The 25,687-nt window shown below is 67.8% G+C and carries 23 protein-coding genes; 9 read left to right on the forward strand and 14 right to left on the reverse strand.

From position 1 onward, the window contains the following. Positions 1-12: 12 nt before the first annotated feature. A complete protein-coding gene (locus tag JNUCC0626_RS29815) occupies positions 13-588 on the forward strand; it encodes a TetR/AcrR family transcriptional regulator (RefSeq protein WP_394614059.1) in 576 nt (191 codons plus the stop codon). After that, positions 585-1,970 carry a glycerol-3-phosphate dehydrogenase/oxidase gene (locus JNUCC0626_RS29820; RefSeq protein WP_394614060.1) on the forward strand — a complete coding sequence of 462 codons (1,386 nt, stop codon included), beginning with the start codon at positions 585-587 and terminating at the stop codon, positions 1,968-1,970. The genes JNUCC0626_RS29815 and JNUCC0626_RS29820 overlap by 4 nt, the downstream gene beginning before the upstream one ends. Before the next feature lie 97 nt (positions 1,971-2,067). Here JNUCC0626_RS29820 and JNUCC0626_RS29825 read toward each other — a convergent pair whose 3' ends face one another. The 3 genes from JNUCC0626_RS29825 to JNUCC0626_RS29835 are packed head-to-tail and all read right to left on the reverse strand — an operon-like array spanning position 2,068 to position 4,533. Then, positions 2,068-3,756, reverse strand: a complete 1,689-nt coding sequence (locus JNUCC0626_RS29825) for a WXG100 family type VII secretion target (RefSeq protein ID WP_394614061.1) — start codon at positions 3,754-3,756, stop codon at positions 2,068-2,070. Further along, the gene (locus JNUCC0626_RS29830) at positions 3,753-4,061 is read right to left on the reverse strand and encodes a hypothetical protein (protein ID WP_394614062.1); all 309 of its coding nucleotides are present in this window, start codon (positions 4,059-4,061) and stop codon (positions 3,753-3,755) included. The genes JNUCC0626_RS29825 and JNUCC0626_RS29830 overlap by 4 nt, the downstream gene beginning before the upstream one ends. Positions 4,062-4,080: 19 nt before the next feature. Then, the gene (locus tag JNUCC0626_RS29835; RefSeq protein WP_394614063.1) at positions 4,081-4,533 is read right to left on the reverse strand and encodes a YbaB/EbfC family nucleoid-associated protein; all 453 of its coding nucleotides are present in this window, start codon (positions 4,531-4,533) and stop codon (positions 4,081-4,083) included. 129 nt (positions 4,534-4,662) lie between these two features. Here JNUCC0626_RS29835 and JNUCC0626_RS29840 point away from each other — a divergent pair, with 129 nt between their 5' ends. Together JNUCC0626_RS29840 and JNUCC0626_RS29845 are read left to right on the forward strand one after the other, a co-directional pair. Next, a complete protein-coding gene (locus JNUCC0626_RS29840; protein ID WP_394614064.1) occupies positions 4,663-5,571 on the forward strand; it encodes an ABC transporter ATP-binding protein in 909 nt (302 codons plus the stop codon). Continuing rightward, on the forward strand, positions 5,568-6,752 hold the full coding sequence (locus JNUCC0626_RS29845; RefSeq protein WP_394614065.1) for an ABC transporter permease: 1,185 nt from the start codon (positions 5,568-5,570) through the stop codon (positions 6,750-6,752). The genes JNUCC0626_RS29840 and JNUCC0626_RS29845 overlap by 4 nt, the downstream gene beginning before the upstream one ends. Here the strand turns inward: JNUCC0626_RS29845 and JNUCC0626_RS29850 are convergent. The 4 genes from JNUCC0626_RS29850 to JNUCC0626_RS29865 all read right to left on the reverse strand — a co-directional run bounded on the left by JNUCC0626_RS29850 (position 6,742) and on the right by JNUCC0626_RS29865 (position 11,210). Beyond that, a complete protein-coding gene (locus JNUCC0626_RS29850; RefSeq protein WP_394622127.1) occupies positions 6,742-7,947 on the reverse strand; it encodes a cryptochrome/photolyase family protein in 1,206 nt (401 codons plus the stop codon). The two genes, JNUCC0626_RS29845 and JNUCC0626_RS29850, sit on opposite strands and share 11 nt — an antisense overlap. 195 nt (positions 7,948-8,142) lie before the next feature. Further along, positions 8,143-9,456 (reverse strand): citrate synthase, encoded by a 1,314-nt coding sequence (locus tag JNUCC0626_RS29855; protein ID WP_394614066.1) that lies wholly within the window; start codon positions 9,454-9,456, stop codon positions 8,143-8,145. Between the two features lie 225 nt (positions 9,457-9,681). Further along, positions 9,682-10,614, reverse strand: coding sequence for a carbohydrate kinase family protein (locus tag JNUCC0626_RS29860; protein WP_394614067.1), 933 nt, complete (start codon positions 10,612-10,614; stop codon positions 9,682-9,684). Positions 10,615-10,619: 5 nt separating this feature from the next. Beyond that, positions 10,620-11,210, reverse strand: coding sequence for a TetR/AcrR family transcriptional regulator (locus tag JNUCC0626_RS29865; protein WP_394614068.1), 591 nt, complete (start codon positions 11,208-11,210; stop codon positions 10,620-10,622). Between the two features lie 83 nt (positions 11,211-11,293). On the opposite strand from JNUCC0626_RS29865, the gene JNUCC0626_RS29870 reads away from it, so the two are divergent. Further along, the gene (locus JNUCC0626_RS29870; RefSeq protein ID WP_394614069.1) at positions 11,294-12,433 is read left to right on the forward strand and encodes an acyl-CoA dehydrogenase family protein; all 1,140 of its coding nucleotides are present in this window, start codon (positions 11,294-11,296) and stop codon (positions 12,431-12,433) included. Here JNUCC0626_RS29870 and JNUCC0626_RS29875 read toward each other — a convergent pair. Both JNUCC0626_RS29875 and JNUCC0626_RS29880 read right to left on the reverse strand, forming a co-directional pair. Continuing rightward, positions 12,430-13,647, reverse strand: coding sequence for an amidohydrolase (locus tag JNUCC0626_RS29875; protein WP_394614070.1), 1,218 nt, complete (start codon positions 13,645-13,647; stop codon positions 12,430-12,432). The genes JNUCC0626_RS29870 and JNUCC0626_RS29875 overlap by 4 nt on opposite strands. Before the next feature lie 444 nt (positions 13,648-14,091). Then, entirely contained in the window at positions 14,092-14,979 is an 888-nt protein-coding gene (locus JNUCC0626_RS29880) for an aldose 1-epimerase family protein (protein ID WP_394614071.1), read from the reverse strand. 38 nt (positions 14,980-15,017) lie between these two features. Between JNUCC0626_RS29880 and JNUCC0626_RS29885 the strand changes: the two genes are divergently transcribed. Both JNUCC0626_RS29885 and JNUCC0626_RS29890 read left to right on the forward strand, forming a co-directional pair. Then, a complete protein-coding gene (locus JNUCC0626_RS29885) occupies positions 15,018-15,794 on the forward strand; it encodes an MBL fold metallo-hydrolase (protein WP_394614072.1) in 777 nt (258 codons plus the stop codon). Then, entirely contained in the window at positions 15,791-16,507 is a 717-nt protein-coding gene (locus JNUCC0626_RS29890) for an AAA family ATPase (RefSeq protein WP_394614073.1), read from the forward strand. The genes JNUCC0626_RS29885 and JNUCC0626_RS29890 overlap by 4 nt, the downstream gene beginning before the upstream one ends. 7 nt (positions 16,508-16,514) lie before the next feature. Here the strand turns inward: JNUCC0626_RS29890 and JNUCC0626_RS29895 are convergent, their stop codons facing one another. Further along, positions 16,515-17,909, reverse strand: coding sequence for an APC family permease (locus JNUCC0626_RS29895; RefSeq protein WP_394614074.1), 1,395 nt, complete (start codon positions 17,907-17,909; stop codon positions 16,515-16,517). Positions 17,910-17,989: 80 nt separating this feature from the next. Between JNUCC0626_RS29895 and JNUCC0626_RS29900 the strand changes: the two genes are divergently transcribed. Together JNUCC0626_RS29900 and tnpB are read left to right on the forward strand one after the other, a co-directional pair. After that, positions 17,990-18,790, forward strand: a complete 801-nt coding sequence (locus JNUCC0626_RS29900; protein ID WP_394614076.1) for a hypothetical protein — start codon at positions 17,990-17,992, stop codon at positions 18,788-18,790. Between the two features lie 102 nt (positions 18,791-18,892). Beyond that, complete coding sequence (gene tnpB, locus JNUCC0626_RS29905; RefSeq protein ID WP_394614077.1) at positions 18,893-20,254, forward strand: IS607 family element RNA-guided endonuclease TnpB; 1,362 nt, start codon at positions 18,893-18,895, stop codon at positions 20,252-20,254. 15 nt (positions 20,255-20,269) lie between these two features. On the opposite strand, the gene JNUCC0626_RS29910 is transcribed toward tnpB, so the two are convergent. The 4 genes from JNUCC0626_RS29910 to JNUCC0626_RS29925 form a co-directional block, all read right to left on the reverse strand. Next, a complete protein-coding gene (locus JNUCC0626_RS29910; protein ID WP_394614078.1) occupies positions 20,270-21,541 on the reverse strand; it encodes an MFS transporter in 1,272 nt (423 codons plus the stop codon). 58 nt (positions 21,542-21,599) lie between these two features. Then, positions 21,600-23,534, reverse strand: a complete 1,935-nt coding sequence (asnB, locus tag JNUCC0626_RS29915; protein WP_394614079.1) for an asparagine synthase (glutamine-hydrolyzing) — start codon at positions 23,532-23,534, stop codon at positions 21,600-21,602. Positions 23,535-24,172: 638 nt separating this feature from the next. Further along, positions 24,173-24,829 (reverse strand): pyridoxamine 5'-phosphate oxidase, encoded by a 657-nt coding sequence (gene pdxH, locus JNUCC0626_RS29920; RefSeq protein WP_394614080.1) that lies wholly within the window; start codon positions 24,827-24,829, stop codon positions 24,173-24,175. 155 nt (positions 24,830-24,984) lie between these two features. After that, entirely contained in the window at positions 24,985-25,686 is a 702-nt protein-coding gene (locus tag JNUCC0626_RS29925) for an urease accessory protein UreD (RefSeq protein ID WP_394614081.1), read from the reverse strand. Between the last annotated feature and the right edge of the window lies 1 nt (position 25,687).

A 25,687-nucleotide genomic window follows, 5' to 3' on the forward strand; every position in this document is an offset into this window, starting at 1 on the left:
ACAGTGTTACATATGACGTCTCAACGTCACACCCACGACGCCCTGCTCGACGCCACCCGTGAGTGTGTTCTGGAGGTGGGGGTGCGCCGGACGACCCTCACCGACGTGGCCAAGCGCGCCAGCGTGAGCCGGATGACCCTCTACCGCCGCTACCCGGACGTGGACCACCTGGTCAGGGCCCTGATGACCAGGGAGTTCGCCGCGATCCTGGAGCAGGTCGAACAGACCGGCACCCCGGGCAACGCCCGCAGGCAACTGGTGCACCGCGCGGTGGACGCCATCCGGTTGCTGGAGGCCAACCCGCTGATGCAACGGGTCCTCCAACTCGACGCCGACCTGATGCTGCCGTACCTGACCGACCGGCTGGGCAGCACGCAACGGCTGGTCGAGCAGTTCCTCGTCGCCCAGATCGAGGCGGGCCACCTCGACGGCTCCATCCGGTTCGGGGACGCCAAGACGCAGGCCAGGGTCGTGCTGCTCAGCACGCAGTCGATGGTGCTCAGCACCAGGCCCGCCACCTCCGGGCTCGACTTCGGCGCCCTGCTGGACGAACTCGCGAAGCAACTGGACGGAGCTCTGAAGCCGTGAACACGTCCCTGAACGCCACCAGGCGCGCGCAGGACCTCGAGGCAGCACAACGGGAAGTCGCCGACGTCCTCGTCATCGGCGGCGGCGTCACGGGCGCGGGGGTCGCGTTGGACGCGGCGTCCAGAGGCCTCAAGACCGTGCTGCTGGAGGCGCACGACCTGGCGTTCGGGACCTCGCGGTGGTCCAGCAAGCTCGTGCACGGCGGCCTGCGGTATCTCGCCAAGGGCGACGTGCGGCTCGCGCACGAGAGCGCGGTCGAGCGCGGCGTCCTGATGACCAGGACCGCGCCGCACCTGACCCGCACGTTGCCGATGCTGTTCCCCCTGCACGGCACCGCGGGGCACTTCGTCATGTCGGGCTTCCGCGCCGGCAACGCCCTGCGCGTCGCCGCCCGCACCCCCGCCGACGTCCTGCCCCCGCCGCGCAGGATCTCCCGGCACGAGGCCCACGCGCTCGTCCCCGGCCTCGACCCGCAGAAGCTCACCGGCGGCCTGCTCAGCTACGACGGCCAACTGATCGACGACGCCAAACTCGTCGTGGCACTGGCCAGAACGGCCGCAGGCCACGGTGCGAAGATCATCACGAGAGCCAAAGTCCTTACTCTGCACGGCGACGGCGCCGAGGCAGAAGACACGCTCACCGGCACAACGATCACCATCAAGGCCAGGGCGGTGATCAACGCGACGGGTGTCTGGGCGGGCACGCTGGCCCCGGTCACCCTGCGCCCGTCCCGAGGCTCACACCTGGTGCTCGACGCGCACAAAACAGGAATCACCGGCACCGCGCTCACCATCCCGGTCCCCGGCGAACGCAACCGCTACGCCTTCCTGCTCCCCCAACGCAACGGCCGCGCCTACCTGGGCCTGACCGACGAACCGGTGGACGAAATCCCGGACGTGCCGCAGGTACCGCAGTCCGATGTGGACTTCCTCCTCGACACGGCTTCCCGCTTCCTGCAACGAGAACTCACCCAGAAGGACGTGATCGGCAGCTACGCCGGCCTGCGCCCGCTGCTGGAAGCCGAAGGCACGACAGCAGACCTCTCCCGCCACCACGCCACGCTCAAAGCACCGAACGGCGTGATCACGATCGTCGGCGGCAAGCTCACCACGTACCGCAAGATGGCGGAGGACGCGGTCAACGCCACGCAGATCACGCAGATCCCCTGCCGCACCAAGGACATCCGCCTGGTGGACGACAGCCCGCACCCGACCACGCCGATCGCACCGGGCATCACCGAGGCCGACGTCCTGCACGCGATCCGCCACGAGGGCGCGCTCACCACCGACGACGTCCTCGACCGCCGCACCCGCACCGGCCTGGTGCCGCAGGACCGCGCCAAGGCCGAACCGGAGATCGCGAACCTCCTGGCCAACGCCTAGAACGCGCAAAAGCGGGGCGCCCCACCGAAGGGACGCCCCGCCGAAAATCAGCGCAAGAACTGTCAGTGCACGAACAGGCAGTGCGAGAACAACAGGATCACTCGCCGATGACCGGCTTCGCGGCCTTGGGCGGCTCGACCAGGGACTCGCCCTCGATCCGCACCTTCCGCTTGTGCTCGTTGCTGCCGCCCTGCTGGCCACCCGCACCGGCCATCGGGGCACCACCCATCATGCCGCCGCCCATGCCGCCACCGGGGCCACCCTTGCCCGCGGCACCAGCCGCGGCAGCAGGAGCGGCACCGGCCGCACCGCTACCGGACGCCATGACACCGGCCGCGCCACCGAACTGCGTGGCCGAGGTACCACCGGCACCGCCGCCACCGGCCGGGCCGCCACCGAAGCCGGCGGGCATGCCGCCACCTCCGCCGCCGCCCATGCCCTTGCCGGCACCACCGCCACCGCCGCCGCCACCCGCCGACGCCGTCGCGGCGTGGTCGGTGGTCGTCGGCCGGTACCAGTCGGAGTTCGGCGTGGTCGGGGCACCGATCGACGGCACCTTGGTGCCGGTGTTGCCACCGGCGGTCGTCGTCGTGTCGGGCTCCCAGTGACCGGGCACCCAACGGCCGGGGCCGGACGTGCCCGCACCCGAGCCGGCACCGCCGCCCGGCGGGACGTAGCCGGGGCCGGACACGCCGCCCGAGCCCGAACCACCCGCGTTGCCGCCGGTGTAGCCGCCCTGGCCACCCGGAGGAGGCGTGTAGGCCGGCGGGCGCCCGCCCGTTCCGGCACCCGCGCCGGTGCCCGGGTACGGGCCCTGGTAGCCGTCGGTGTTGCCGCCTTGGTAGCCAGGACGGACGTTGGCGACACCGTCACCGGCGGTCAGCGGGCCGCCGTTGTAGCCGCCGCCCGCTCCGCTCGTGAAGGTGCCGCCCGCACCGGTCGAGGCACGGTCCTGGTCGCCGCCGCGGATGCCGTCGAAGCCACCCGAGGTGTTGCGGACCGAACCACCGCCGCCACCGCCCTTGCCCTGGTTCGCCATCGACGAGATCGCGTCGATGATCGACTCGGCGGCCTTGGCGATCTGCGAGACGGACTGGATCAGCTTCAGCAGCTTCTGCACGGAGCCGACGAGCTTCTGCAGGAAGTCGGAGAGCTTCTTCGCGTAGTTGACCGCGGTCGTGACGATGTCCGCGATCGCGCCCGCGATGGCCGCGCCGAACGTCAGGAACGACGCCGCGAGCCACTGGATGATCTTCATGACCATGTCGGACACGGCCTGGCTGATCAGGTCCATGATCATCTTGCGGACGGTGCCGACGAGCTCACCGGCGCCCTTGACCGCGCCCGAGATGCCGTCGACGGACTTCGCGAGGGTCTCGAGGCCGGTCGCGTGCCGCTTGGCGGCGGCGCGGTAGCCGTCGGCCGCCTTGCCCTGCCACTCGCGGGTCTGCGAGACGCAGATCTTCTCGTACTCGGTCGCGATGTCCTTGACCTGCTTGCCCGCGTTCTTGAACGACTCGGACATCTTGGCGATGGACTCGGGGCTGCCGAGCAGGATGTCGAACGGTTCGCGCAGGAAGTCGACGTGCTGGATGGCCCAGCTGAAGCCCGCGGAGAGGAAGCCGCTGAGGGGGTTCGAGCCGTTGCCGACCATGCTCATGGCGGCGTTCGCGATGCCCAGGCCGCCGCTGACCCAGTCGCCGCTCTCGATGGACTTGTAAGCGTTCGAGACGTTGTTGAACAGCTGCGCGGTGTCACCGCTGGACTGCGTCGCAGGGGCGTTCATCCCCGGCCTCCCTTGAAGCCGAACATGTTGTCGAGGTCGACCTGCTCGTACTGCTCAACGGTCTTCTTGAGCCCGCTGCCCATGTCCATCAGCGAGTTCGCGGCCTTGCCGAGCATGTCCTGCGACAGGCCCGCCTCCTGGAGGACCTTCGACGCCAGGAACCCGAGGAAGATGCCGAACGCCTCAGTGGTGAGGGCACCCGGATCACACGTCTCGGTGGCCTTGCGCATCCGTTCCATGAGCCGGTCCACGTTCGCGGCGTGGGTTCTCAGCTCGTCCAGGTCGATGTTGAAGTGCTGCTGCATGCCTAACCCCCTCCTGCACTCAGGCCATGACGTCGGGCGGGTTGGTGAAGTACTCGTCGTCGGGCCGCACGTCCTTGCGCTCCAACTCCGACTTCGGTTCGTCCTCGTCGGTTCCGTCGCCCTTGTATCCGTTCGGCATCTGCGCCTTCACGAACTCGAGGGCCGGGCTGTCCCCGACGAAGTCCGTCATGATCTGCACCACTCGCCCGGAGGCGTCCCGCTGGGCCTTCGTCGAGGCCGTGAGCACTGCGGAGGCGATCTCGCTGGGGTCCATGCCGCGTGCTTCCGGCTTGATCTGGAGATCGGTCAGCACGCCTGTCGCGTTAACTGTCACCGTGATCAGGCCGTCTGGCGAGCTGGCGCTGCCTCCCACACCACCGAGCTGGTCGCGGGCCTGTTCGGCGTGCTGCTTGGCCTGCTCGATCTTGGCCCCGTACTGCTTGAGCCACTGATCCGGGTCAATGGGCTGCATGGTCACCCCCGTTGAGTGAATTGGTCGTTCGTTCGATTCGCCGTAGACGCCCGTATCGTTTCACTCGTTCCCTGCTCACCGATACTTTCAGTCCGATTACCGCCATCCGGACTAACGAAGGGGTTCACCGTGCCTGAGGGAGTGCTGGAGATCGACCGGATCTCCAAGCGCTACGGGGAGGTCGTCGCCCTGCGGGACATGTCTTTCGACGTGCGCGCCGGCGAGCTCTTCGGATTCGTCGGCAGCAACGGCGCCGGGAAGACCACGGCCATGCGCATCGCGCTGGGCGTGCTCGCGGCCGACTCCGGCGAGGTGCGGTGGAACGGCAGAGCCGTCGACCTCGACACCCGGCGCCGCATCGGCTACATGCCGGAGGAGCGCGGGCTGTACCCCCGGATGAGGGTGCTCGACCAGCTGGTCTACCTGGCCGAGCTGCACGGCATGGGCACCAACGAGGCCCACACGAACGCGGAGAACTGGATCGCGCGCCTCGGCCTGCGTGACCGCCGCTCCGACGAGGTGCAGCGGCTCAGCCTCGGCAACCAGCAGCGCGTCCAGCTGGCCGCCGCGCTGGTGCACGAGCCGGACGTGCTGGTGCTCGACGAGCCGTTCTCCGGCCTCGACCCGGTCGCGGTGGACGTGATGAGCCAGGTGCTGCGCGAGAAGGCGTCCGCGGGCGTGCCGGTGGTGTTCTCCAGCCACCAGCTCGACCTGGTGGAACGGCTGTGCGACCGGGTCGGCATCGTGAGTGCCGGTTCGATGGTCGCGAGCGGAACGGTGGATGAACTCCGGTCGGGTGGCACACCTCGCCTCGTGGTGGAGTCGCCAACGACCGACTGGGCTGCCACGCTGGAGGGTGTGCGGGTGATCGAGAGGAACGGGACGCGGTGCGTCCTCGACCTCGTCGACGGCGTGGACGACCAGGTCGTGCTGCACGCGGCGCTCGCCGCCGGTCCCGTGCACGAGTTCTCCCGGCAGCGCCCGTCGCTGACCGAGCTGTTCCGCAACGTCGTGACCACCGAGGGCAGGACTGAATGACGTCGGCCCGTGCGGTCTCACTGGTGGCGAAGCGCGAGTTCGTGACCAAGGTGCGCACCAGATCGTTCCTCATCGGCACCGCGGTGATCATCGCCGTGCTCGCGGGGTACGTGGTGCTCCAGTCCGTCCTGTTCGATGACCAGCAGCGCAGTGTCGTCGGTCTTTCCGGGCAGGCGACGCAGCTCGCCGATCCGTTGAAGGACAAGGCGAAGGCGTTCGGCATCGACCTGGAGACGCGTGACGTCACGGCCGGCGGCGACCCCGAGGCGCAGGTCCGCGACGGCTCGCTGGACGCGCTGGTGACCGGTGCGCCACCGGTGCTCCGGATGATCGTCAAGGACTCCGGCGACCAGGTGCTGACGACGGCACTGAACGACGTGGTGCGCCAGCAGGTGCTGATCGCGCAGCTCGCGGAGACGGGCACCACGACGCCGCAGGAGATCGCGCAGAACCTCGCGAAGGTGACCGTGGACGTCACCGCGCTGGAACCCGTGGACCCGCAACGAGGTCAGCGCCTCGCGATCGGGTTGATCGTGGCCGCGCTGCTGTACTACTCGTTGCTGGTCTACGGGACGATGGTCGCGCAGGGCGTGGTCGAGGAGAAGTCCAGCCGGGTCGTGGAGCTCCTGCTCGCGACGCTGCGGCCGTGGCAGTTGTTGCTGGGCAAGGTGATCGGCCTCGGCGCGGTCGGCCTGTTGCAGCTGCTGGTGATCTCGACGGTCGGCCTCGGGCTGTCGTCGGCGTTCGACGTGATCGACGTGAGCGCGTTCGGCGGCGCGGTCCTGCTGACCGGCGTGCTCTGGTACCTGCTCGGCTTCTTCCTGTACGCCACGGTGTTCGCGGCCGCCGCGTCCCTGGTGTCGCGGCAGGAGGAGCTCCAGTCGGTGCTGACGCCGATCAGCATGACGATCATCGTGGCGTTCGTGGCCGGCATCAACCTGATGATCGGCAACCCGTCCGGCTCCACGGTCACCGTCCTGTCGCTGCTGCCGCCGTTCGCCCCGATCCTGATGCCGGGCCGGATGGCTTTGGGCGTCGCGCCGACGTGGCAGGTGCTGCTCGCCGTGGCGCTGGCGTTGCTGGCCATCGCGGCGATCACGTGGCTGGGCGGCAAGGTCTACGCGAACGCCGTGCTGCGGACCGGCGCTCGCGTCAAGCTCCGCGAGGCGCTCAGGACTTGATCGCCTGGTAGCGGTCGAGCGCGATCTGGCGTTCGACCGCGTGGTCCACGATCGGCGTGATCGTGTGGGAGTCCGGTGCGTACCTCTTGACGTACACACCGTCCGGGTCGAACTTCTTGGCCTGCGTGGTCGGGTTGAAGACGCGGAAGAACGGCGCCGCGTCCGTGCCGCAGCCCGCGACCCACTGCCAGTTGTGCTGGTTCGAGGCGATGTCGCCGTCGATCAGGTGGTGCATGAAGTGCCGCGCGCCCCACCACCACGGCAGGTGCAGGTCCTTGACCAGGAAGCTGGCCACGATCATACGCACCCGGTTGTGCATGAAGCCCTCTTGCTTGAGCTGCCTCATGCCGGCGTCGACGATCGGGAACCCCGTGCGGCCTTCCTTCCAGGCCTCGAAGAGCTCCTTGTCGTCGTCGAGTTCCATGCGGTCGAACTTGCGGTCGTAGTTCTCGCGCGCGGTCTCGGGCTTGTGCCACAGCACGTCGGCGTAGAACTCCCGCCAGGCGAGCTCACTGCGATACGTTCCGTCACAGTCCTGGAGCAGCGTGCGGGGGTGCAGGACGCCCCACCGCAGGAACGCGGACATGCGACTGGTCGCGTCCATGTCCGGGCGGTCGCGGGTGGTGTCGTAGTCCTGCAGGCGTTCGTCGCGGAACTCCTCCCAGAGGGCTTGCGCGTCCGGGAGCTTTTCCTTTGCCTGGGGGATTTTCGTGCTGTGGTCCGGTTTGATCCAGTCCAGAGTGGACGCGTCGGTGTCCGCGGGCTTGCGCCAGCCGTGCTCCAGCCAGGCGTTGCGGAACGGCGTGAAAACCTTGAACGGCGTGCCGTCCTGCTTGCGGACCCGGCCGGGCGCGACGGCGTAGGGCGAGCCGGAGCGGACGAGTTCGACGTCCCCCAACGCTTCCTCGACGGCCTCATCGCGTTTGCGACCGTACGGCGCGTAATCCGCGGAGATGTGGACGCTTTCCGCGCCGATCTCCTTGGCGATGCGCGGCACCGTCTTCACCGGATCGCCGTGGACGACCATCAGCCTGCCGCCGAGTTCGTCGTTCAGGGCGTGCAAACAGCTGTGCAGGAAATCGATTCGCGGCTGTCCTGACGGTTTCAGCAACCGGTCGTCGAGAACGAACAACGCGAGTGATCGAGGAGATCTTTCAGCTGCGGCGAGAATGGCGGGATGATCGGATGTCCGCAAATCCCGGCGGAACCAGACGAGTGACGGGGAAGAACTCACCCTTCGACGCTAAAGCGAGCGGGACGGCTCTGCATGATGGGCGACCTCGGCGGCAGCCGCTTCAGCTTCTCCGGCACACCATCCCCCGTTCACGCGAAAGGCGCGCCACCCGGTGGGGTGACGCGCCCTCAGCTTGCCAGAAGAACTAGCCCGTGATCAGCGGTTTTCCATCGCGATGAAGTCGCGCTCGGTCGGGCCGGTGTAGATCTGCCGCGGGCGGCCGATCTTGGTGGCCGGGTCGTTGATCATCTCGCGCCAGTGCGCGATCCAGCCGGGGAGACGGCCGAGCGCGAACAGGACGGTGAAGAACTTCGTCGGGAAGCCCATCGCCCGGTAGATCAGACCCGTGTAGAAGTCCACGTTCGGGTAGAGCTTGCGGGAGATGAAGTAGTCGTCGCTCAGGGCGGCCTCTTCCAGCTGCTTCGCGATGTCGAGCAGCTGGTCGTCGGCGCCGAGCTTGCCGAGGATCTCGTCGGCGGTCTTCTTGATGATCGCGGCGCGCGGGTCGTAGTTCTTGTAGACCCGGTGGCCGAAGCCCATCAGGCGGACGCCGTCCTCCTTGTTCTTCACCTTGTTGACGAACGACTGCACGTCGCCGCCGTCGTTCTTGATCTTCTCCAGCATCTCCAGCACCGCGCTGTTCGCGCCGCCGTGCAGCGGGCCGAACAGGGCGTTGATGCCCGCGGAGATCGAGGCGAAGAGGTTCGCCTCGGAAGAGCCGACCAGGCGCACGGTCGACGTGGAGCAGTTCTGCTCGTGGTCGGCGTGCAGGATGAAGAGCAGGTCGAGCGCGCGGACCAGGTCCGGGTCGAGGTCGTAGGCCTCGGCCGGGAAGCCGAACGTCATGCGCAGGAAGTTCTCCACCAGGCCAAGCGAGTTGTCCGGGTAGAGGAACGGCTGGCCGACCGACTTCTTGTACGCGTAGGCCGCGATGGTCGGCAGCTTGGCGAGAAGGCGGATCGTGGAGATCTCCACCTGGTTCGCGTCGAACGGCGACAGCGAGTCCTGGTAGAAGGTCGACAGCGCGGAGACCGCGGACGACAGCACCGGCATCGGGTGCGCGTCGCGCGGGAAGCCGTCGAAGAAGCGCTTGAGGTCCTCGTGCAGCAGCGTGTGCCTGCTGATCTTCTTGTTGAAGTCCTCGAGCTGCGCGGCGGTCGGCAGCTCGCCGTAGATCAGGAGGTAGCTGACCTCGGCGAAGTTGGAGCGCGCGGCCAACTGCTCGATCGGGTACCCGCGGTAACGCAGAATTCCGGCGTCACCGTCGATGTAGGTGATCTCGGAGGAGCAGGAGGCCGTGTTGACGAAACCGGTGTCCAGGGTTACCAGACCGGTGGTCGACAGCAGCTTGCCGAGATCGATGCCGGACGCGCCTTCGGACGCCCGCACCACCTTCATCTCGAGCTCTGCGTCCCCGTGGCGCAGCGCGACGGTCTGTGGGTCGGTCGGCGCAGTCGTCGCGTCGGGCATTCAAGTCCCTCTCAACGCTCGGACGGGGTGGCGGCAGGCCACGCTGGGCCTGCCGTCGTCTCGGACCACCCCGTTGGGATCTGAGTCTTCAAGTCCACCCACGCTAGTCGGCGGAAGGCCCGCCTCGCAGCAGCGGTGTGAACCGATTCTGTGAGATGGGACCGGCATCACATCCGTAATGCCAGTTTCTAGCGCGGCTACCCCACGGTAGTCCGATCCTCCGTTTTATCCACCCAACGCGGCGGTGAGTTCGCTCGCAAAGGGCGGTTCGGCACCCGCGCGGGAACATGTGATCGCGGCGGCCGCACCGGCGTACGTCAATGCGGTGGTCCATTCCTCGTCACTGAGGCCGCGGATCTTCTCGGCTGACAAGGAGTCGTGGTCGTGCAACCACGCGAGCAGGGCACCTTGCACCGTGTCGCCCGCCCCGATCGTGTCGACCACGTCCACCTTCACGGGTGGCACGTCGACCTGTCCGGTGGCCGTGATCACTGACAGACCGTCGCCACCTTTCGTCAGGACGACGGCGGCCGGTCCCTGTGAAATCCACGTCCTTGCGATCTCGATCACGTCGTCTTCTTCGGCGAGCCACTGGGCGTCCTCGACCGAGAGCTTGAGCAGGCCGACGTCGGGCAGCCACGACCGGAACCGCGCGCGGTAGGCGCCCGGATCGTCGATGAGGCCCGCCCGGATGTTGGGGTCGAGCGCCGTGAGCAAGCGCTTGCTCTCGCGCCGCAGCACCGTCTCGTAGACCGAGGCGCCGGGTTCGAGGACGAGGCTGAGCGTGCCGAACGACACGGCCTTCGCCTGTTCGGGCAACGGTCCGGGGTCCTCGACGAGCCTGTCCGCCGTGCCGTCGACGTAGAACGCGTAGCGCGCGCTGCCGTCGTCCGCGAGGCCTACGACGGCGAGCGTGGTGTTCTCCGGTCCACGTTGGACCAGTTCCGTCGTCACGTTCGAGCCGTGCAGCCGCTTGACCAGCTGCTCTCCGAAGTGGTCGGTCGACACCCGCGACAGGAACGCCGTCGGCACGTCCAGCCGTCCCAGCGCCACGGCGACGTTGTAGGGACCGCCACCCAGCTTCGGGGCCAAGGGGGCGAGCTCGTCTTCCCCCACGGGCACCATGTCGACCAGAGCCTCACCAGCAACCACGATCACGCGCTCTACTCCTTCTGGGAGACCCCGTTCCTCTGGAGCCCATCCAACAACAGTTCGCCCAGAGCAGTGAACGCCTCGGCGTCCGAAACGCCTGCCCGCTTCGTGAGGACCCCGGTCTGGATGCCCTCGATGAGCAGCCCGGCCATCTCGGCGAACAGCGTGGCGTGCACCTCGCGGAACACGTGCCGTTCGACACCGTCCTGAATGAACGCCTTGATGCGCTCGGCCGCAGCGCGCGCGTTGCGTTCGTAGGTGGCCCTCGTCGGAGGGAAGTCGGACACGTCCGCGATGAACGCCGCCGACGCCTTGTTCAGCTCCTCCGCGGCCCCCGCGAGGTAGCTGCCGATGCGTTTGCGCACGTCGTTGAGGCCCGCGATGCGCTTCTCGATGCGTTCGGCGGCGCCCTTGAAGTACCGGCCGACGACCCGGACCGCGAGCTGTTCCTTGCTGCCGGCGAGCGCGTACAGCGTGGATTTCGAGCAGTGCAGCCTGCCCGCGATGTCGTCCAGCGTGAGATGCCCGAAGCCCTCGGTGAGGAACAACGCCTCCAACCGGGTGAGCAGCTCAGCCTGCCGCTGCGTGAGAGCCCGCGTCATATGAGGACCTTGCCACATTCACTGGCTGCTGTACTGCACAACGCACTAGAGTACAGCTACCAGTACACCACCGGAGGTCGACGATGCCCGCCGAGCGGCTGCTCCCCACCCAAGAGGCCGAGGACCTGATCGCGCTGGTCAGGGAGATCGCGCGGGACGAACTGAAGCCCCACGCGGCGGACGCCGAGGAGAACGAGAAGTTCCCCCGCGACGCGTTCCGCCTGTTGGGCAGGTCGGGCCTGCTGGGCCTGCCGTACGCCGAGGAGTTCGGCGGCGGCGAGCAGCCCTACGAGGTGTACCTCCAGGCGTTGGAAGAGGTCGCGTCCGCGTGGATGACGGTCGCCGTGGGCCTCTCCGTGCACGTCATGTCCTGCTACGGCCTGGCCACCTTCGGCACCCGTGAACAGCAGGAACGCTGGCTCCCGGAGATGCTCGAAGGCGACCTGCTCGGCGGCTACGCCCTGTCCGAGGTGCAGGCGGGCTCCGACCCGGCCGCCATGGCGACCCGCGCCGTCCGCAAGGGCTCCGAATACGTCGTGAACGGCACCAAGGCGTGGATCACGCACGCCGGCGCCGCCGACTTCTACACGCTGATGGCCCGCACGTCCCCTGACGCCGGTCGCGGCATCTCGTGCTTCCTCGCGCCGGGCGAGACTTCCGGTCTCGTGGCCGCCACGCCCGAACGCAAGATGGGCCTCACCGGCTCGATCACCGCGCAGCTGGCTTTCGACGACGTGCGGTTCGGGGCGGACCGGTTGATCGGCAACGAGGGCGACGGGCTGAAGATCGCACTGTCCGCTTTGGACTCCGGGCGGTTGGGGATTGCCGCCTGTGCCGTGGGTCTGGCTCAGGCCGCTCTCGACGAGGCCGTGGCGTACGCCAAGACGCGCACGCAGTTCGGCCGTCCGATCATCGAGTTCCAGGGCCTCGAGTTCCTGCTCGCCGACATGGCCGCGGCCGTGGAATCCGCTCGGGCGACCTATGTGTCCGCGGCTCGTCGCCGGGACCGCGGGTTGCCGTTCCGACAGCAGGCGTCGATCGCCAAGCTCATCGCCACGGACGCGGCGATGAAGGTGACGACCGACGCCGTGCAGGTGCTCGGCGGCGCCGGGTACACGCGTGACTTCCCGGTCGAGCGGTACATGCGCGAGGCCAAGGTGTTGCAGATCTTCGAGGGCACCAACCAGATCCAGCGCCTCGTGATCGGCCGCGGCCTGCGTTAGCCCGCGTTCGCCTCGCGGTAGAAGGGGTCGGCGACGGCCCCTTCACCCTTTTCCTCGTTCCACGTGTAGACCTCGCGGCCCTGCACGAAAACGTGCAGCGCGCGGCTCATCACGTCGAGCGGGTCGCCCGACCAGATCACCACGTCGCCGTCCAGGCCCGGCTTCAGCGAGCCGACCCGATCGTCGAGTCCCATGATCCTGGCGGGGTTGGTGGTGATGGACTTCAGTGCGGTGTCGGGGTCGAGGCCTTCCTTGACCGCCAGGGTGGCCTGGTGGACCAGGAAGTGGATCGGGACGACCGGGTGGTCGGTCATGATCGCGAGCTCCACGCCCGCCCTGGCGAGGATGCCGGGGTTGCGCAGACCGCGGTGGCGAAGCTCCACTTTGGACCGACTGGTGAACAGCGGGCCGATGATCACCGGGATCTGCTTCTCCGCGATGACGTCCGCGATCAGGTGGCCTTCGGTGCCATGGTTGATGATCAGCTTGTAGCCGAACTCCTCCGAGAGGCGGATGGCCGTGGCGATGTCATCGGCGCGGTGGGCGTGCTGGCACCACGGCAGTTCGCCGGTGAGGACCTTGCCGAGGACCTCCAGCGTCGGGTTGCGGTCGAACGCCTTGCCGTCCTTCTCCGCCTCGGCCTTCTTGGCGAGGTAGTCCTGAGCCTTGGTGAGCTCGTCGCGGATGACCGCTGCCACGCCCTGGCGGGTGGCGGGAAGCTTGCCCTTCTCGCCGTAGACGCGCTTGGGGTTCTCGCCCAGCGCGCTCTTCACGCTGACCGGTTCCCGCACGAGCATCTCGTCCACGGTGCGGCCCCAGCACTTGAGCGCCACCGTCTGGCCGCCGATGGGGTTGCCCGAGCCCGGCTTGATCACCGCGGTGGTGACGCCGCCGCTGAGGGCGTCCGCGAAGCCCAGGTCAGCCGGGTTGATGGCGTCCAGGGCGCGCATTCTGGCGCCTACCGGGTCGGTCATCTCGTTGGTGTCCTGGCCGGCCCAGCCTTCGGCTTCCTCATGCACGCCCATGTGGGCGTGGGCCTCCACGAAGCCCGGGAGGACCCAGGATCCGTCGGCGTCGACCGTTTTGGTGCCGTGCGGGATGTCGACGTCCTTGCCGACTGCGGCGATCTTGCCGTCCTGGATGAGGACGGTGCCGCCTTCGATGGGGGCTCCGTCGACTGGGACCACGTAGCCGCCGGTGATCGCTAGGTTCATGGTTAGCGACGCTAACGGTTTTGGGGGCGGTCGGCCACCCGGTACGTCACCTTTGGTGGTGGTTGCGGTTTGGTGCAGACCGGGACGGGACGGGTCGAGTCATCGCCGCTTCGCGACGATAGAGATTGGGGCTTGACTTCGGGACCCTTGCGAGGCGCTTCACGGACCGGAAAGGCCGGGCTGAAAAGCGCCCGGCCGAGCCACAAGTCGTAGCACCTCGCACCCAAAGTCAAGCCTCAATCTCCTTGCAGCGTGGCTGAGTTGGGCAGGCACGTCACCACACCGGCTAGCCGATGCAGCCAAGACTGACGGCTCGCCTGCGGCATTGCCGTTGGGTCTTGGGTGGGCTCGGCTGCGCCGTCGCGATCCGCGCGCTCGCTCAGCCTGGCCTGCGGCTTCGTTCTCCTCAAGCCATTGGTTGCCTGACTCTTGGCTGCCTTGCGCTCAGCTCAGCGGGCGGATGCCCCACCGTGCGCCCCACGACTCCCCCGGCGAGATCCAGATCAGGTCCACGCCCGAGTTGAGCGCGTCCGGCGGGCACGTCATCGGCTCCACGGCCACCGCGCGGCCCCGGTTCGGGTAGGAGTCCGGCGTGTAGACCTGCACCCAGCGGAACGCCGGGTCCGCCCACACCTCCACGCCGCCGTCCTCGGCCATGAGCGTGTGGTGGATCAGGCCGTCGGCCGAGGGCTCGCAGCCGCCGAACGGCGTGTCCAGCTTCACGCCCTCCAGCGGGCGGCCCTCGCGGAAGTCGAACTGCGTGCCCTCCACCGGGGTGGCCGGGCCGGACGGGACCATGCGGTCGGTGTCCAGCGGGAGGACCGTGGTGGCGGCCAGGGTGAGGGTGCACGAGTCGGTGGTGGCGTTGCCTGCTCGCGGGTACGGGTGGGTGCCCACGCCGAAGGGGGTGCGGACGTCGCCCACGTTCGTCACGCCGTGGGTGACGGTCAGGCCGTTGTCGTCGAGGGCGTAGGAGACGGTGACGTCCAGGGCCGCCGGCCAGCCCGGCTGGGGCTCGATCATGGCCCTCAGAGACACGAGGGAGCCGGTGTGTTCGAGGACCGACCACGGGCGGCGGCGGACCAGGCCGTGGATGGCGTTGCCCCGGGCCGGTTCGGTGATCTCCAGCTCCTGCCGGACGCCGTCCAGCGTCCAGGTGGCGCCTGCGGTTCGGTTCGGCCAGGGGACGAGGACGGCGCCTGCGCTCATCGGGGGTTTTTCGTCGGCGCCGAATGTCTCCACATATGGGACGTTGTCGACCTCGAAGGAGCGCAGGCCCGCCCCTACAGTCGTGATCACTGCGGTGGCACCCTCGTACGAGATCCCCAACATGAGGCTGAAGCCTACGGGGCTGGCGAAAGGATTTGCCCATGAAGGTTCATCACCTCAACTGCGCCACGTTCCGGCCTCCGCTGGTGGCCGGTGGGCTGGTGGCGCACTGCCTGCTGATCGAGTCCGACCAGGGGTTGGTGCTGGTCGACACGGGCTTCGGGATGAACGAGGTGACGAACCCCAAGGGGACGATCGACCCGATGAGCCGCACGTTGTTGCGGCCGGTGCTCGACATCACCGAGACGGCGATCAGCCAGGTCGAGAAGCGCGGGTACACGGCGGACGACGTTCGGCACGTGCTGCTGACGCACCTCGATCTTGATCACGCCGGTGGGTTGCGGGACTTTCCCAAGGCGGTCGTGCACGTGCTGGACGCGGAGTTGGACGCCGCCACCCAGGCCAAGGGGACCAAGGAGAAGGCCCGGTACCCGAAGGCCCAGCGGGACGGGGTGAACTTCCGGACGCACAAGGCCGAGGGTGAGGGCTGGAACGGGTTCGAGGCCGTCAAGGACGTCGACGGGCTGCCGGACGACATCCTCATGGTGCCGTTGATCGGTCACACGCGCGGGCACACGGGCATTGCGGTGCGGTCGGGTGACGGGTGGATGTTGCACGCCGGGGACGCCTACTTCTACCGCGGCGAGATCGAGACGCCGCCCAGCAACATCTTCGCGTTGAAGCTCACCGCGCGGCAGACCGAGACGATCCGCGAGCAGCGGCTGTCCAATGTGGAACGCCTTAAGGAGCTCAAGAAGTCCGGTGAGGTGGAGGTCTTCTGCGCCCACGACCCGGTCGAGTTGGCGCGGCTCGCGTGACGTTCATCCACCAGGTCCGCCTCGACCAGGCGAGCGACACGCACCGGTACCCGTTCACGTTGCCGGTGGTGCGGCACCTGATCAAGCACCCGCTGCACTTCCGCAGCCCCGTCACGTTCCTCACCGGGGACAACGGGGCCGGCAAGTCGACGCTGGTCGAGGCGATCGCGGTGGCCGCCGGGTTCAACGCCGAGGGCGGCACGCAGGCGTTCCGGTTCGCCACCAAGGCCACGGAGTCGTCGCTCGGTGATCAGCTGATCCTGAGCTGGGGCACCAGGAAACCGCGCACCGGGTTCTTCCTCCGGGCCGAGTCGTTCTACAACGTCGCCACCGAGATCGACCGCATCGGCGAGGGGATCCACGCGTCGTACGGCGGGAAGTCGTTGCACGAGCGGTCGCACGGCGAGAGCTTCATCGACCTGATGAACCACCGGTTCGGCGGCCGCGGCCTCTACGTCCTCGACGAGCCGGAGGCGGCGCTGTCGGTCAAAGGCTGTCTGACGGTGCTGAAGCGCATGCACGATCTCGTTTCAGAGGGCTCGCAGTTCATCATCGCCACGCACTCGCCGATCCTGCTCGCGGCGCCCGGCGCGACGATCCTGGAGATCACCGACACGATCGACGAGATCTCCTACGACACAGCGGAACCGGTCAGGCTCACCCGCAACTTCCTGGGCGATCCCGACCGGTTCCTGAAGCACCTGCTCGACTAGAGCGGCCTCACTTGCCGAGGTTCTCCGGGTGCGTCTCGACCTTGCCGTGCAGCACGCGGTTGATGCCCCAGAGCACCAGACCGGCGAGCAGCAGGTAGCCCGCGATCTTGTAGTCGTCGAACGGACGGCCCGACGTCCACGGGATCGCGAGGTACGCGCACGTGATCGCGCCGAGCACCGGTGCCCAGGTGGGCGCCCGGAAGTGCTTGTGCTCGGACGGTTCGCGCCGCAGCACGAGGCACGCGACGTTGACGATGGCGAAGACGATCAGCAGCAGCAACGACGTCGTGCCACCGAGCTTGCCGATGTCCGCTGTGGACACCAGGATCACCGCGACGCCGGTCGTGAAGACGATCGAGATCCACGGCGTGCGGCGGAACGGGTGCACGGCGCCGAAGAACTTCGGGATGATCTTCTCGTTCGCCATGCCGTAGAGCAGGCGGGACGCCATCAGCATGTTGATCAGCGCCGAGTTGATGACCGCGAGCAGGCCGATCAACGCGAAGATCCACAGCGGGAAGCCGGGCGCGCCGACGGTGACGACCTTCAGCAACGCGCCGCTGCTCGCCTTCGCGAGTTCGTCGGACGGGATCAGCAGCGACGACGTGATCGCGACCAGCACGTAGATCGTGGCCGCGATGGCCATGCCCCACAGCATCGCGCGCGGGAAGATCTTGACCGGGTTGCGGCACTCCTCCGCCATGTTGACCGAGTCCTCGAACCCGACCATCGCGAAGAACGCGAGCGCCGTCGCCGAGGTGACCGCGAGCAGCACGTTGCTGCCGGACGGCACGTGGATCTCGGTCAGCCTGCCGGGCTCGCCGTCACCGTTGATCACGGCCCAGGCGCCGATCGCGATGATGATGAGCAGGCCGGACAGCTCGATGCAGGTCAGGACCACGTTGGCCTTGACGGACTCCGAGACGCCGCGGAAGTTGACCAGCGCGAGGCCCGCGATGAAGACGATCGCGATGCCGGTGATGACGAGCGACTCGGGGCTGAGCGCCACGTCGAAGAACTCCACCAGCAGCTGCCGCAGGTACGTGCGGCCGAACGCCAGCGCCGCCGACGACGCCGAGGTGATGCCCGAACACATGACGGCGAACGCGACCATGAACGTCAAGAAGTGGATCTTGAACGCTCTGTTCGTGTACAGCGCCGCGCCTGCTGCTTTGGGGTACTTCCCGACGAGTTCCAGGTAGCTGAACGCGGTCAGGAACGCCACCACGAACGCGAGCAGGAAGGGCAGCCAGAGAGCGCCGCCGATCTTGCCTGCCACGTTGCCGGTGAGGGCGTAGATACCGGTGCCGAGGATGTCGCCGACGACGAAGAACAGCAGCAGCTTCGGGCCGATTGCCCGATGTAGCTCTGGTTGCTCCGTTTGTGGAGTCGCTTCAGCCATGCCCGAAGATTCTGCTCCTCTTGATCGGCCACCTGCGGGAACGGACGCTGACCTCACCCAATTGGTGTAACAATCGCCCGATGAAACTCGCGGCCACCGCGATCATCGCCGCGCTGGCGCTGACCGCCTGCTCCTCGTCCGAACCCGCGAGCGACACCGACGGCCCCCAGCACCGCGACGTCCCCGGTCTCGTGGCGGCGGTGCGGAAGTCCGTGCAGGACAAGGGCTCCTACCGGTTCACGATCGACCCGCCGCTGGCCGGCACCTCGGGCCGGTCGCCGGCGTCGGGGAGCGTGCGGGTGGGCGGCGAGGTCCCGGCGATGGACGCGACCACCAAACGTCCCGTGCAGACCGACGGCGACGCCGTGGAGCTCAGGCTGGTCTCGACCACGAAGGACACCGCGTTCGTGCGGCTGCCCGCCGACGTCTTCGGGCTGCCGGCCGACAGGCCGTGGGTGAAGCTCGACCGCGAGGTCGACGACGAGTTCACGACGACCGTGCTGGGCTTCCACGACATCGTCTACCAGCAGGCCGTCTTCACGACCTACCACCTGCCGGTGATCGAGGCGGGCGGCGAGATCAAGCTGACCACGCAGGCCGGTGGCAGCACCCGGTACTCGATCGCGGTCGACTACCAGAAGGCCTACGACACCCTCAAGGACGAAGCGTTGCGCGCCGAGATCAAACTCGCGCTCGACCAGAAGGTCCCCGGCACGACCGCCGAGGTCGAACTGGACGGCGGCGGCCTGCCCACCCGCATCGGCTTCTACACGGAGTTCCAGGGCCAGCGGATCGTCGACCTGACCCGCTTCTCAGACTGGGGCTCCCCCGTCACGATCACCGAGCCGAACCCGGCCGAGATCAGCCCGCGGGGTCCGTGACTTCCCTGTGGAGCGTGAGCAACCGTGTAGGTGGGTGAGTGTCCGTGTGGCCGAGCAGGGCCGGGATGGGTTGTCGGTATCGCCCGCTACGGTGGCGGGGAGATGGTCACGGTTATCCAGGCGTATCGGTTCGCGCTCGATCCGACTGCGGGGCAACATGCCGCGCTGCGGTCGCATTGTGGTGCGCAGCGATACGCGTTCAACTGGGGCCTGGCGCGGATCAAAGCGAATTTGGATCAGCGTGCCGCCGAGAAGACCTACGACATCCCCGGCGATCAGCTCACCCCGTCGGTGTCGTGGTCGGCCTACCGTCTGCGCAAGGACTGGAACCAGGCCAAGGACACGGTCGCGTCGTGGTGGGCCGAGAACTCGAAGGAGGCCTACTCCTCCGGCCTGGCCAACCTCGGGACCGCGCTCGGGAACTGGGCCGCCTCCGCGAAAGGCACGCGACAAGGTTCCCGGCTCGGGTTCCCTAGGTTCAAGGGCCGCCGGTCTAGGGCCTCGTGCCGGTTCACCACCGGCGCGTTCGGCCTGGCCGACGACCGGCGGCACGTGACGTTGCCCCGCATCGGCATGGTGCGAACGCACGAGTCGACTCGCAAACTCGCTCGGCATGTCCAACGCGGCACCGCCCGCGTCCGCTCCGCCACCGTCTCCTTCCGGACTGGGCGCTGGTTCGTGGCGTTCTCGGTGGAGATCAGCCGAGCCGATCCACCACCCGCGCAGCCCGGGAGCGTGGTGGGGGTCGACTTGGGGGTGACGTCGCTGGCGGTGCTGTCGACCGGCGAGGTCGTCGCGAACTCGCGTCGCCTGGAGACCGCCTTGCGGGAGTTGCGTCGGCTGCAACGGCAGGTCGCGCGCCGCACCGGCCCGGACCGGCGCGCCCGCCGGGAACCCTCCGCCCGGTGGCGCAAAACCCAGGCGCGCGTCACGCGGTTGCACGCCGCAGTCGCCAATGCCCGCCGCGACGGGCTGCACAAGCTGTCCACGTGGCTCGTCCGCGCCCACGGCACGGTCGTGGTCGAGGACCTGAACGTGGCGGGCATGCTGCGCAACCGCCGGCTGGCCCGGCATATCGCCGGTGTCGGCATGGCCGAGCTGCGCCGTCAAGTCGAGTACAAGGCCGAATGGGCGGGCGTGCGGGTGCATGTCGCTGACCGGTGGTATCCCTCGTCCAAGACGTGTTCGGGTTGTGGCGTGGTGAAAGCCAAGCTGCGCCTGTCCGAACGCACCTACACCTGCGATGCGTGTGGTCTGATCTGCGACCGGGATCTCAACGCCGCGCGTAATCTCGCCGCGCTCGTACACGGCGAGATGTCCTCCCCGAGTTGCGGGGCGACACGAAACGAGCCCGCTGGAAACCCACCTAAGACCCGCACCACGCGGGCAACGGGTACCGCCACGGGAAGACCCGCACCACCAGGTACGGGCCAACGCCGACGCCGCAAGGCGTCGGCTACCTGAACAGCGAACTCACATTCACGCACTGTTCGGGTAACGGTTGACCTTGTAGCGCCAGATCGCCGGCATCGCCGCCACCATCACGACACTGGCCACGACCACCAGCAACCCGCCGACCGACACCGCCGCGGCCGTGCCGAACGCCGCGCCACCCGTGCCGTGCAGCAGGTCGGCGACCCGCGGCCCACCTGCGACGACGACGATGAACACGCCCTGCATCCGGCCGCGCATCTCGTCGGTCGCGGCGGACTGCAGGATCGCGCCGCGGAACGCCATCGACACCATGTCGGCGGCACCGGCGAGCGCCAGGAACGCGGCCGCGACCCACAGCGACCCGGCGAGCCCGAAGCCCGCGATCGCGACGCCCCAGCCGACGACGGCCAGGGTGAGCGCGACGCCGTGGCGGTTGACGTTCGAGATCCACCCGGACGTCAGCCCGCAGATCACCGCGCCGACCGGAATCGCCGCGAAGATCACGCCGAGCGCGAACCCACCGCCGGGCGGGTCGCCGAACGTGTGCTGGGCCATCTCCGGGAAGAGCGCCCGCGGCATGCCGAACACCATCGCGATGATGTCCAGCAACATCGACGCCATCAGCACTTTCTGCGCCCACAGGTATACGAACCCGTCGAGCACGTCCCGCAGCCCGGCCCGCCGGATCACACCGTCCAGCGGGGGCATCGCGGGCAGCTTCCACACCGCGTAGACCGTGACGGTGAGAGCGATCGCGTCCACCAGGTAGAGCGTCGAGAGCCCGACGATCGGCATGAACGCGCCCGCGAGCAACGGCCCGAGCACCGCACCGAACTGCATGACCGTCGATCCGAGCGCACCGGCGGACGGCAGCAGCTCAGCAGGCACCAGCCGGGCGATGGACGCCGAACGAGCCGGTGCGTTGGCCGCGAAGAACACCTGCTGGAACCCGAGCAACGCGATCACGAGCCACACCGACCCGACGTTCAGCGCCGCCTGCGCCCACAGCAGCACCGACGAGACGGCGATGCCGACGTTGGTGACGAGCAGCAGCTTGCGCCGGTCGACGGTGTCCGCGATGGCACCGCCCCACAGCCCGAAGACCAGCAACGGCACGAGCGCCACACCGGCGGCGATGCCGACCCACGCGGACGAGCCGGTGAGGTCGTAGACCTGCTTGGGCACGGCAACGGCGGTGAGCTGGGAGCCCACCGCCGTCACGATCGTGGAGAGCCACAGCCGGCGATACGCGACGATCTTCAACGGTCGAGTGTCGATCACGAACGTCGAACGCGCGCTTCTCTCCGCGGTGGCCACTTCGTTAGCCTATGGCAACTAACAAGCCCATTAAGTGAGGTGTCGCCAAAACCACTCGTCAGAGGCGCACCGGGTACACCGGCTCGGGCACCTTGGGCGTGATCCGGCCCTCGACGAAGATCCCGTGCCAGATCATGAAGCAGAGCACCGACCACAACTGCCTGCTGCGGTCGAACTGCTCCGACTTGTGCTCGGCCAGCAGGTCCAGCACCGCGTTCTTGTCGAGCAGGTGCCCGGTCTGCGAGTCGTTGATGATCCCGCGCGTCCAGTCGTACATCTCGGCGCGCAGCCAGTGCCGGATCGGCACCGGGAACCCGAGCTTGGGCCGGTTCAGCACGTGCGCCGGAATGATCTTCGCCAACGCCTTGCGCAGCGCGTACTTGGTCGTGCCCTCGGTGAGCTTCTGGTCGAGCGGCACCTCGGACGCGACCCGGAACACCTCGGGGTCGAGGAACGGCACGCGCAACTCGATCGAGTTGGCCATCGTCACCTTGTCGGCCTTGACCAGGATGTCACCACGCAGCCACGTGTAGAGATCGATGTGCTGCATGCGCGCCACCGGGTCCCAGTCCTCGGACTCGCGGTACCAGGGCGCCGTGACGTCCTTGAACCCAATCCCTTCCACGTACCCGGGGAACACCGCGCGCACCTGGTCGTCGCTGAAGTTGCGAGCGTTCCCGTAGTACCGGTCCTCGAGCCTGAGCGCGCCGCGCCGCAACAGGTCCTTGCCGCGCACACCCTCCGGAATGGACTTGGACACCGCGCCCATCAACTTGCGCACGCCGCCGGGCACCTTCTCGAACGGCGCCAACGACAACGGCTCGTGGTAGATCACATACCCACCGAACAGCTCGTCAGCACCCTCGCCGGACAGCACAGCCTTGACGTACTTACGAGCTTCCTTCGCGATGAAGTACAACGGCACCAACGCCGGGTCCGCCACCGGGTCGTCGAGGTACCACAGGATGAGCGGCAACTCGTTCATCATCTCGTCCGCCGACACCGTCCGGACCACGTGCCGCACCCCGATGGCCGCCGCCGTCTCCGCGGCGACGTCGACCTCGGAGTACCCGTCCCGATCGAACCCGCTGGTGAAGGCGATCAGGTTGGGGTTGTGCTGCTTGGCCAGCGTCGCCGTGGCCGTCGAGTCGATACCGCCCGACAGGAACGCCCCGACCGTCACTTCAGGATCCGAGATCATGTGCTTGGCGACCGAATCCCGCATCACGTCGGCAATGCGCTCGTGCAGCGCCTCGGCCTCGTGCGCCCCGTTGACCGGCCGAGGGTTGAACACGGGCTTGAAGTACCGGTTGAACAGGACCTGCCCACCCGGCGACACCTTGAACGACGTCCCGGACTCCACCCGCCGAATCGCCTTGTGCAACGACTCGGGCTCAGGCACGTACTGCAACACCAGGTAGTGCTGCAACGCCGTCTGGTCCAACTCCTGGCTGATCCCGAGCACCCCGGTCAGCTGCAGCAAACTCTTCTTCTCCGACGAGAACCCAACCCCACCGGGCCCGGCAGCCCAGTACAAAGGCTTGATCCCAAACGGATCCCGCGCGCCGAAGACAACCCGCTCCTGCGCGTCCCAGATCATGAAGGCGAACATGCCGCGCAACATCTTGACCCAGTCAGCACCGAGGTAGTGGTACCCGGCGACGATGGACTCGCCATCACCCTTGGTCTTGAACTGGGCCCCGAACTTCCGCATGAGCTCGGCCCGGAGCTCCTTGTAGTTGTAGATCTCGCCGTTGAAGTTCAACGTGTACCGAGTGGGGTTCTCCGGCGGCCCCCACACCAACGGCTGGTGCGAGTGCTCAAGATCGATGAACCCGAGCCGGTTGAACCCGTAGATGACCTCAGCGTCAGCCCAGGTGTCCTGCTCATCGGGCCCACGGTGCCGCTGGCAGCGCAGCGCCGCAGCGACGGAGTCACGCGCGGAGGCCGCACCGGCTTCCGTAGAACAGATGAGTCCGAGCACTCCGCACACGTGAAATCGCACCTCGTAGCTAGCTGTTGCTGAAATCCCAGTATGCCGAAGCGGGGATCCGGACATTCTCGCCACCCGAAGGACGCCCAACCCCCAGGTCAGGTTCCGCACGGACCGCGCCAGGGTGGGGGCGGCAGCGGGGCAAGGGCGGCAGCGAGAGGTGGAGGCAGGGGTGGCAGAGGTGGTGCCAACCGCAGTCGTCAACGCAGGCCGACCGCCTACGCAAGCCAGGCGCGCGGTGCCAACCTGCGGCCACCAACACAAAGCCAGCCACCTACGAGTCCTGGCGTGGCGAAGCCGAAGGCGAGCCCGAACGGGGCTGCTGCCAGGTTGGCCAGCCGGTTCCGCCGCTCATGGCGATTGGGGCTTGACTTTGGGTGCGAGGTGCTACCACTCGTGGCTCGGCCGGGCGCTTTTCAGCCCGGCCTTTCCGGTCCGACCAGCGCCTCGCAAGGGCCCCGAAGTCAAGCCCCAATCGCAACCCACTTCTTCGTCACGACCCGCGCGCCCACCCTCGCAAGGCGACGGAACCCCAGGGACGCGACCAATCCAGCTGGAACGGGAACCCGCACACAAAACGGGGCGCCTCCCCGCCCACAGGAAGACGCCCCACACAAAAGCCCAAAGCCGAAGTCCAGCTACGGAGCTACTCGCTCCAAAGCCCACCCATCCCGCCCAAGCCGGAACCGCATCCGGTCGTGCATCCGATCCCGCCGCCCCTGCCAGAACTCGACCTCCTCAGGCCGAATCCGCCACCCACCCCAATGCGGCGGCACAGGAATCTTCTCGGTCTCGGCGAACTGCCGCTCGATCTTGTGCAACGCAGAATCCAAAGTGGACCGACCGGTCACCACCCGGGACTGCGGCGAGGCCCAAGCCCCGATCTGCGACCCCCGGGGCCGGGAGTTCCAGTACTCGGCGGTCTCCACGGGCCCGACCTTCTCGACCGTCCCGCGAACGTGCGCCTGACGCTGCATCGCAAACCAGGGGAACGTGGCCGAGGCGTACCGAGTCGCCATCAGATCGTGCGACTTGTTCGACGTGTAGTTGGTGAAGAACACCAACCCACGCGCATCGAGACCCTTGGCCAGCACGGTCCGCGACGACGGACGGCCCTTCACGTCCGTGGTGGCGAGCACCATCGCGTTGGGCTCCGGCAGTCCGGCCCCGGAAGCCTGGTCCAGCCACAGCTGGAGCTGCTCGTGCCAGGTGGCGGCAAGCTCGGTCTCGCTGAGCGAGCCCTGCTCGTATGACACGCGCATCGCCGGTAGTGCGATGTTCGTGGTCTCCGTCATCGGCGAACCTCCAAGCGGCGGCAGAACTCGTGGTCCCTGGACCCGCGACCATACGCACGGCGAACCGATACCGAAACCGCCTGCGCGGTGATGACCACCACCTGAACGGTGACTGTCCGTGCAAAGAACAGTTCTGGATCGAGTCCGTGATCGAGTCAGATGGCGTCGAGCACACGTGTGACAGTGACCACGTCGTCACCCAGTGCGGTAGCAAGGGTTCCGCCCGCTGCCAACGGAACGACGCTCCACCACTCACCGCCGTCAGCCGGCCGCGCAACCGAATCCAGCACCAGCGAACTTCCCACCACACGGCGCCCTGCCAATCCGCTGACAGATCCGTCGACCGACGGGTCGCCCACGACCAGCTGTTGGTGCAACAACGGCTTGCCGCAACGGGTTGCGCGCACCGACGACGACAGCGAACCAGCCGCCTCCCCGGCACGCCCGAGCACCAGAACCTCGCGCATTCGCAACTCAGCGTGACTGTCCAAAGAAGCCTCCACCACTGCGGTGTGGTTCGCCCGGCGAGTGACCACCGTCGGTTCGGGCAGGTAGGAAACGCTGCCCTCCACCAAGAACCGCACAAGAGACGAAGAAGGCTCACCGGACGAACCGGGCAGCACCAACGTCGCCGCAACGCCTCGAAGCTCAAGCGATGCTCCAGGACCGACTTCGACGGTCAGGGACAACGAATCGCCACCCAGCGGTGCGGTGACCGAGGAAACCAGGTGCACCAACGCAACCGGGCCCACTCGCCGGGCCGGCACCAATGTCAACGGTGTCATGGACCGAAGGACCCGCACGACGCTGTTGCCGTGCGAGTCCAACTCCACCACCAGCCGCGCTGAGGCTTTCACC

It is taken from the genome of Lentzea sp. JNUCC 0626 (genome assembly GCF_043632865.1).
Taxonomy (GTDB): Bacteria; Actinomycetota; Actinomycetes; order Mycobacteriales; family Pseudonocardiaceae; genus Lentzea.

Bases quoted from the DNA above. Each gene is read 5' to 3' on its own strand.
- JNUCC0626_RS29895 (WP_394614074.1), bottom strand. From the start codon at position 17,909: ATGGCTGAAGCGACTCCACAAACGGAGCAACCAGAGCTACATCGGGCA.
- JNUCC0626_RS29885 (WP_394614072.1), top strand. From the start codon at position 15,018: ATGAAGGTTCATCACCTCAACTGCGCCACGTTCCGGCCTCCGCTGGTG.
- JNUCC0626_RS29835 (WP_394614063.1), bottom strand. From the start codon at position 4,533: ATGCAGCCCATTGACCCGGATCAGTGGCTCAAGCAGTACGGGGCCAAG.
- pdxH (WP_394614080.1), bottom strand. From the start codon at position 24,829: ATGACGGAGACCACGAACATCGCACTACCGGCGATGCGCGTGTCATAC.
- JNUCC0626_RS29870 (WP_394614069.1), top strand. From the start codon at position 11,294: ATGCCCGCCGAGCGGCTGCTCCCCACCCAAGAGGCCGAGGACCTGATC.
- JNUCC0626_RS29815 (WP_394614059.1), top strand. From the start codon at position 13: ATGACGTCTCAACGTCACACCCACGACGCCCTGCTCGACGCCACCCGT.
- JNUCC0626_RS29830 (WP_394614062.1), bottom strand. From the start codon at position 4,061: ATGCAGCAGCACTTCAACATCGACCTGGACGAGCTGAGAACCCACGCC.
- JNUCC0626_RS29845 (WP_394614065.1), top strand. From the start codon at position 5,568: ATGACGTCGGCCCGTGCGGTCTCACTGGTGGCGAAGCGCGAGTTCGTG.
- tnpB (WP_394614077.1), top strand. From the start codon at position 18,893: ATGGTCACGGTTATCCAGGCGTATCGGTTCGCGCTCGATCCGACTGCG.
- JNUCC0626_RS29875 (WP_394614070.1), bottom strand. From the start codon at position 13,647: ATGAACCTAGCGATCACCGGCGGCTACGTGGTCCCAGTCGACGGAGCC.
- JNUCC0626_RS29855 (WP_394614066.1), bottom strand. From the start codon at position 9,456: ATGCCCGACGCGACGACTGCGCCGACCGACCCACAGACCGTCGCGCTG.
- JNUCC0626_RS29900 (WP_394614076.1), top strand. From the start codon at position 17,990: ATGAAACTCGCGGCCACCGCGATCATCGCCGCGCTGGCGCTGACCGCC.
- JNUCC0626_RS29865 (WP_394614068.1), bottom strand. From the start codon at position 11,210: ATGACGCGGGCTCTCACGCAGCGGCAGGCTGAGCTGCTCACCCGGTTG.
- JNUCC0626_RS29880 (WP_394614071.1), bottom strand. From the start codon at position 14,979: ATGTTGGGGATCTCGTACGAGGGTGCCACCGCAGTGATCACGACTGTA.
- JNUCC0626_RS29825 (WP_394614061.1), bottom strand. From the start codon at position 3,756: ATGAACGCCCCTGCGACGCAGTCCAGCGGTGACACCGCGCAGCTGTTC.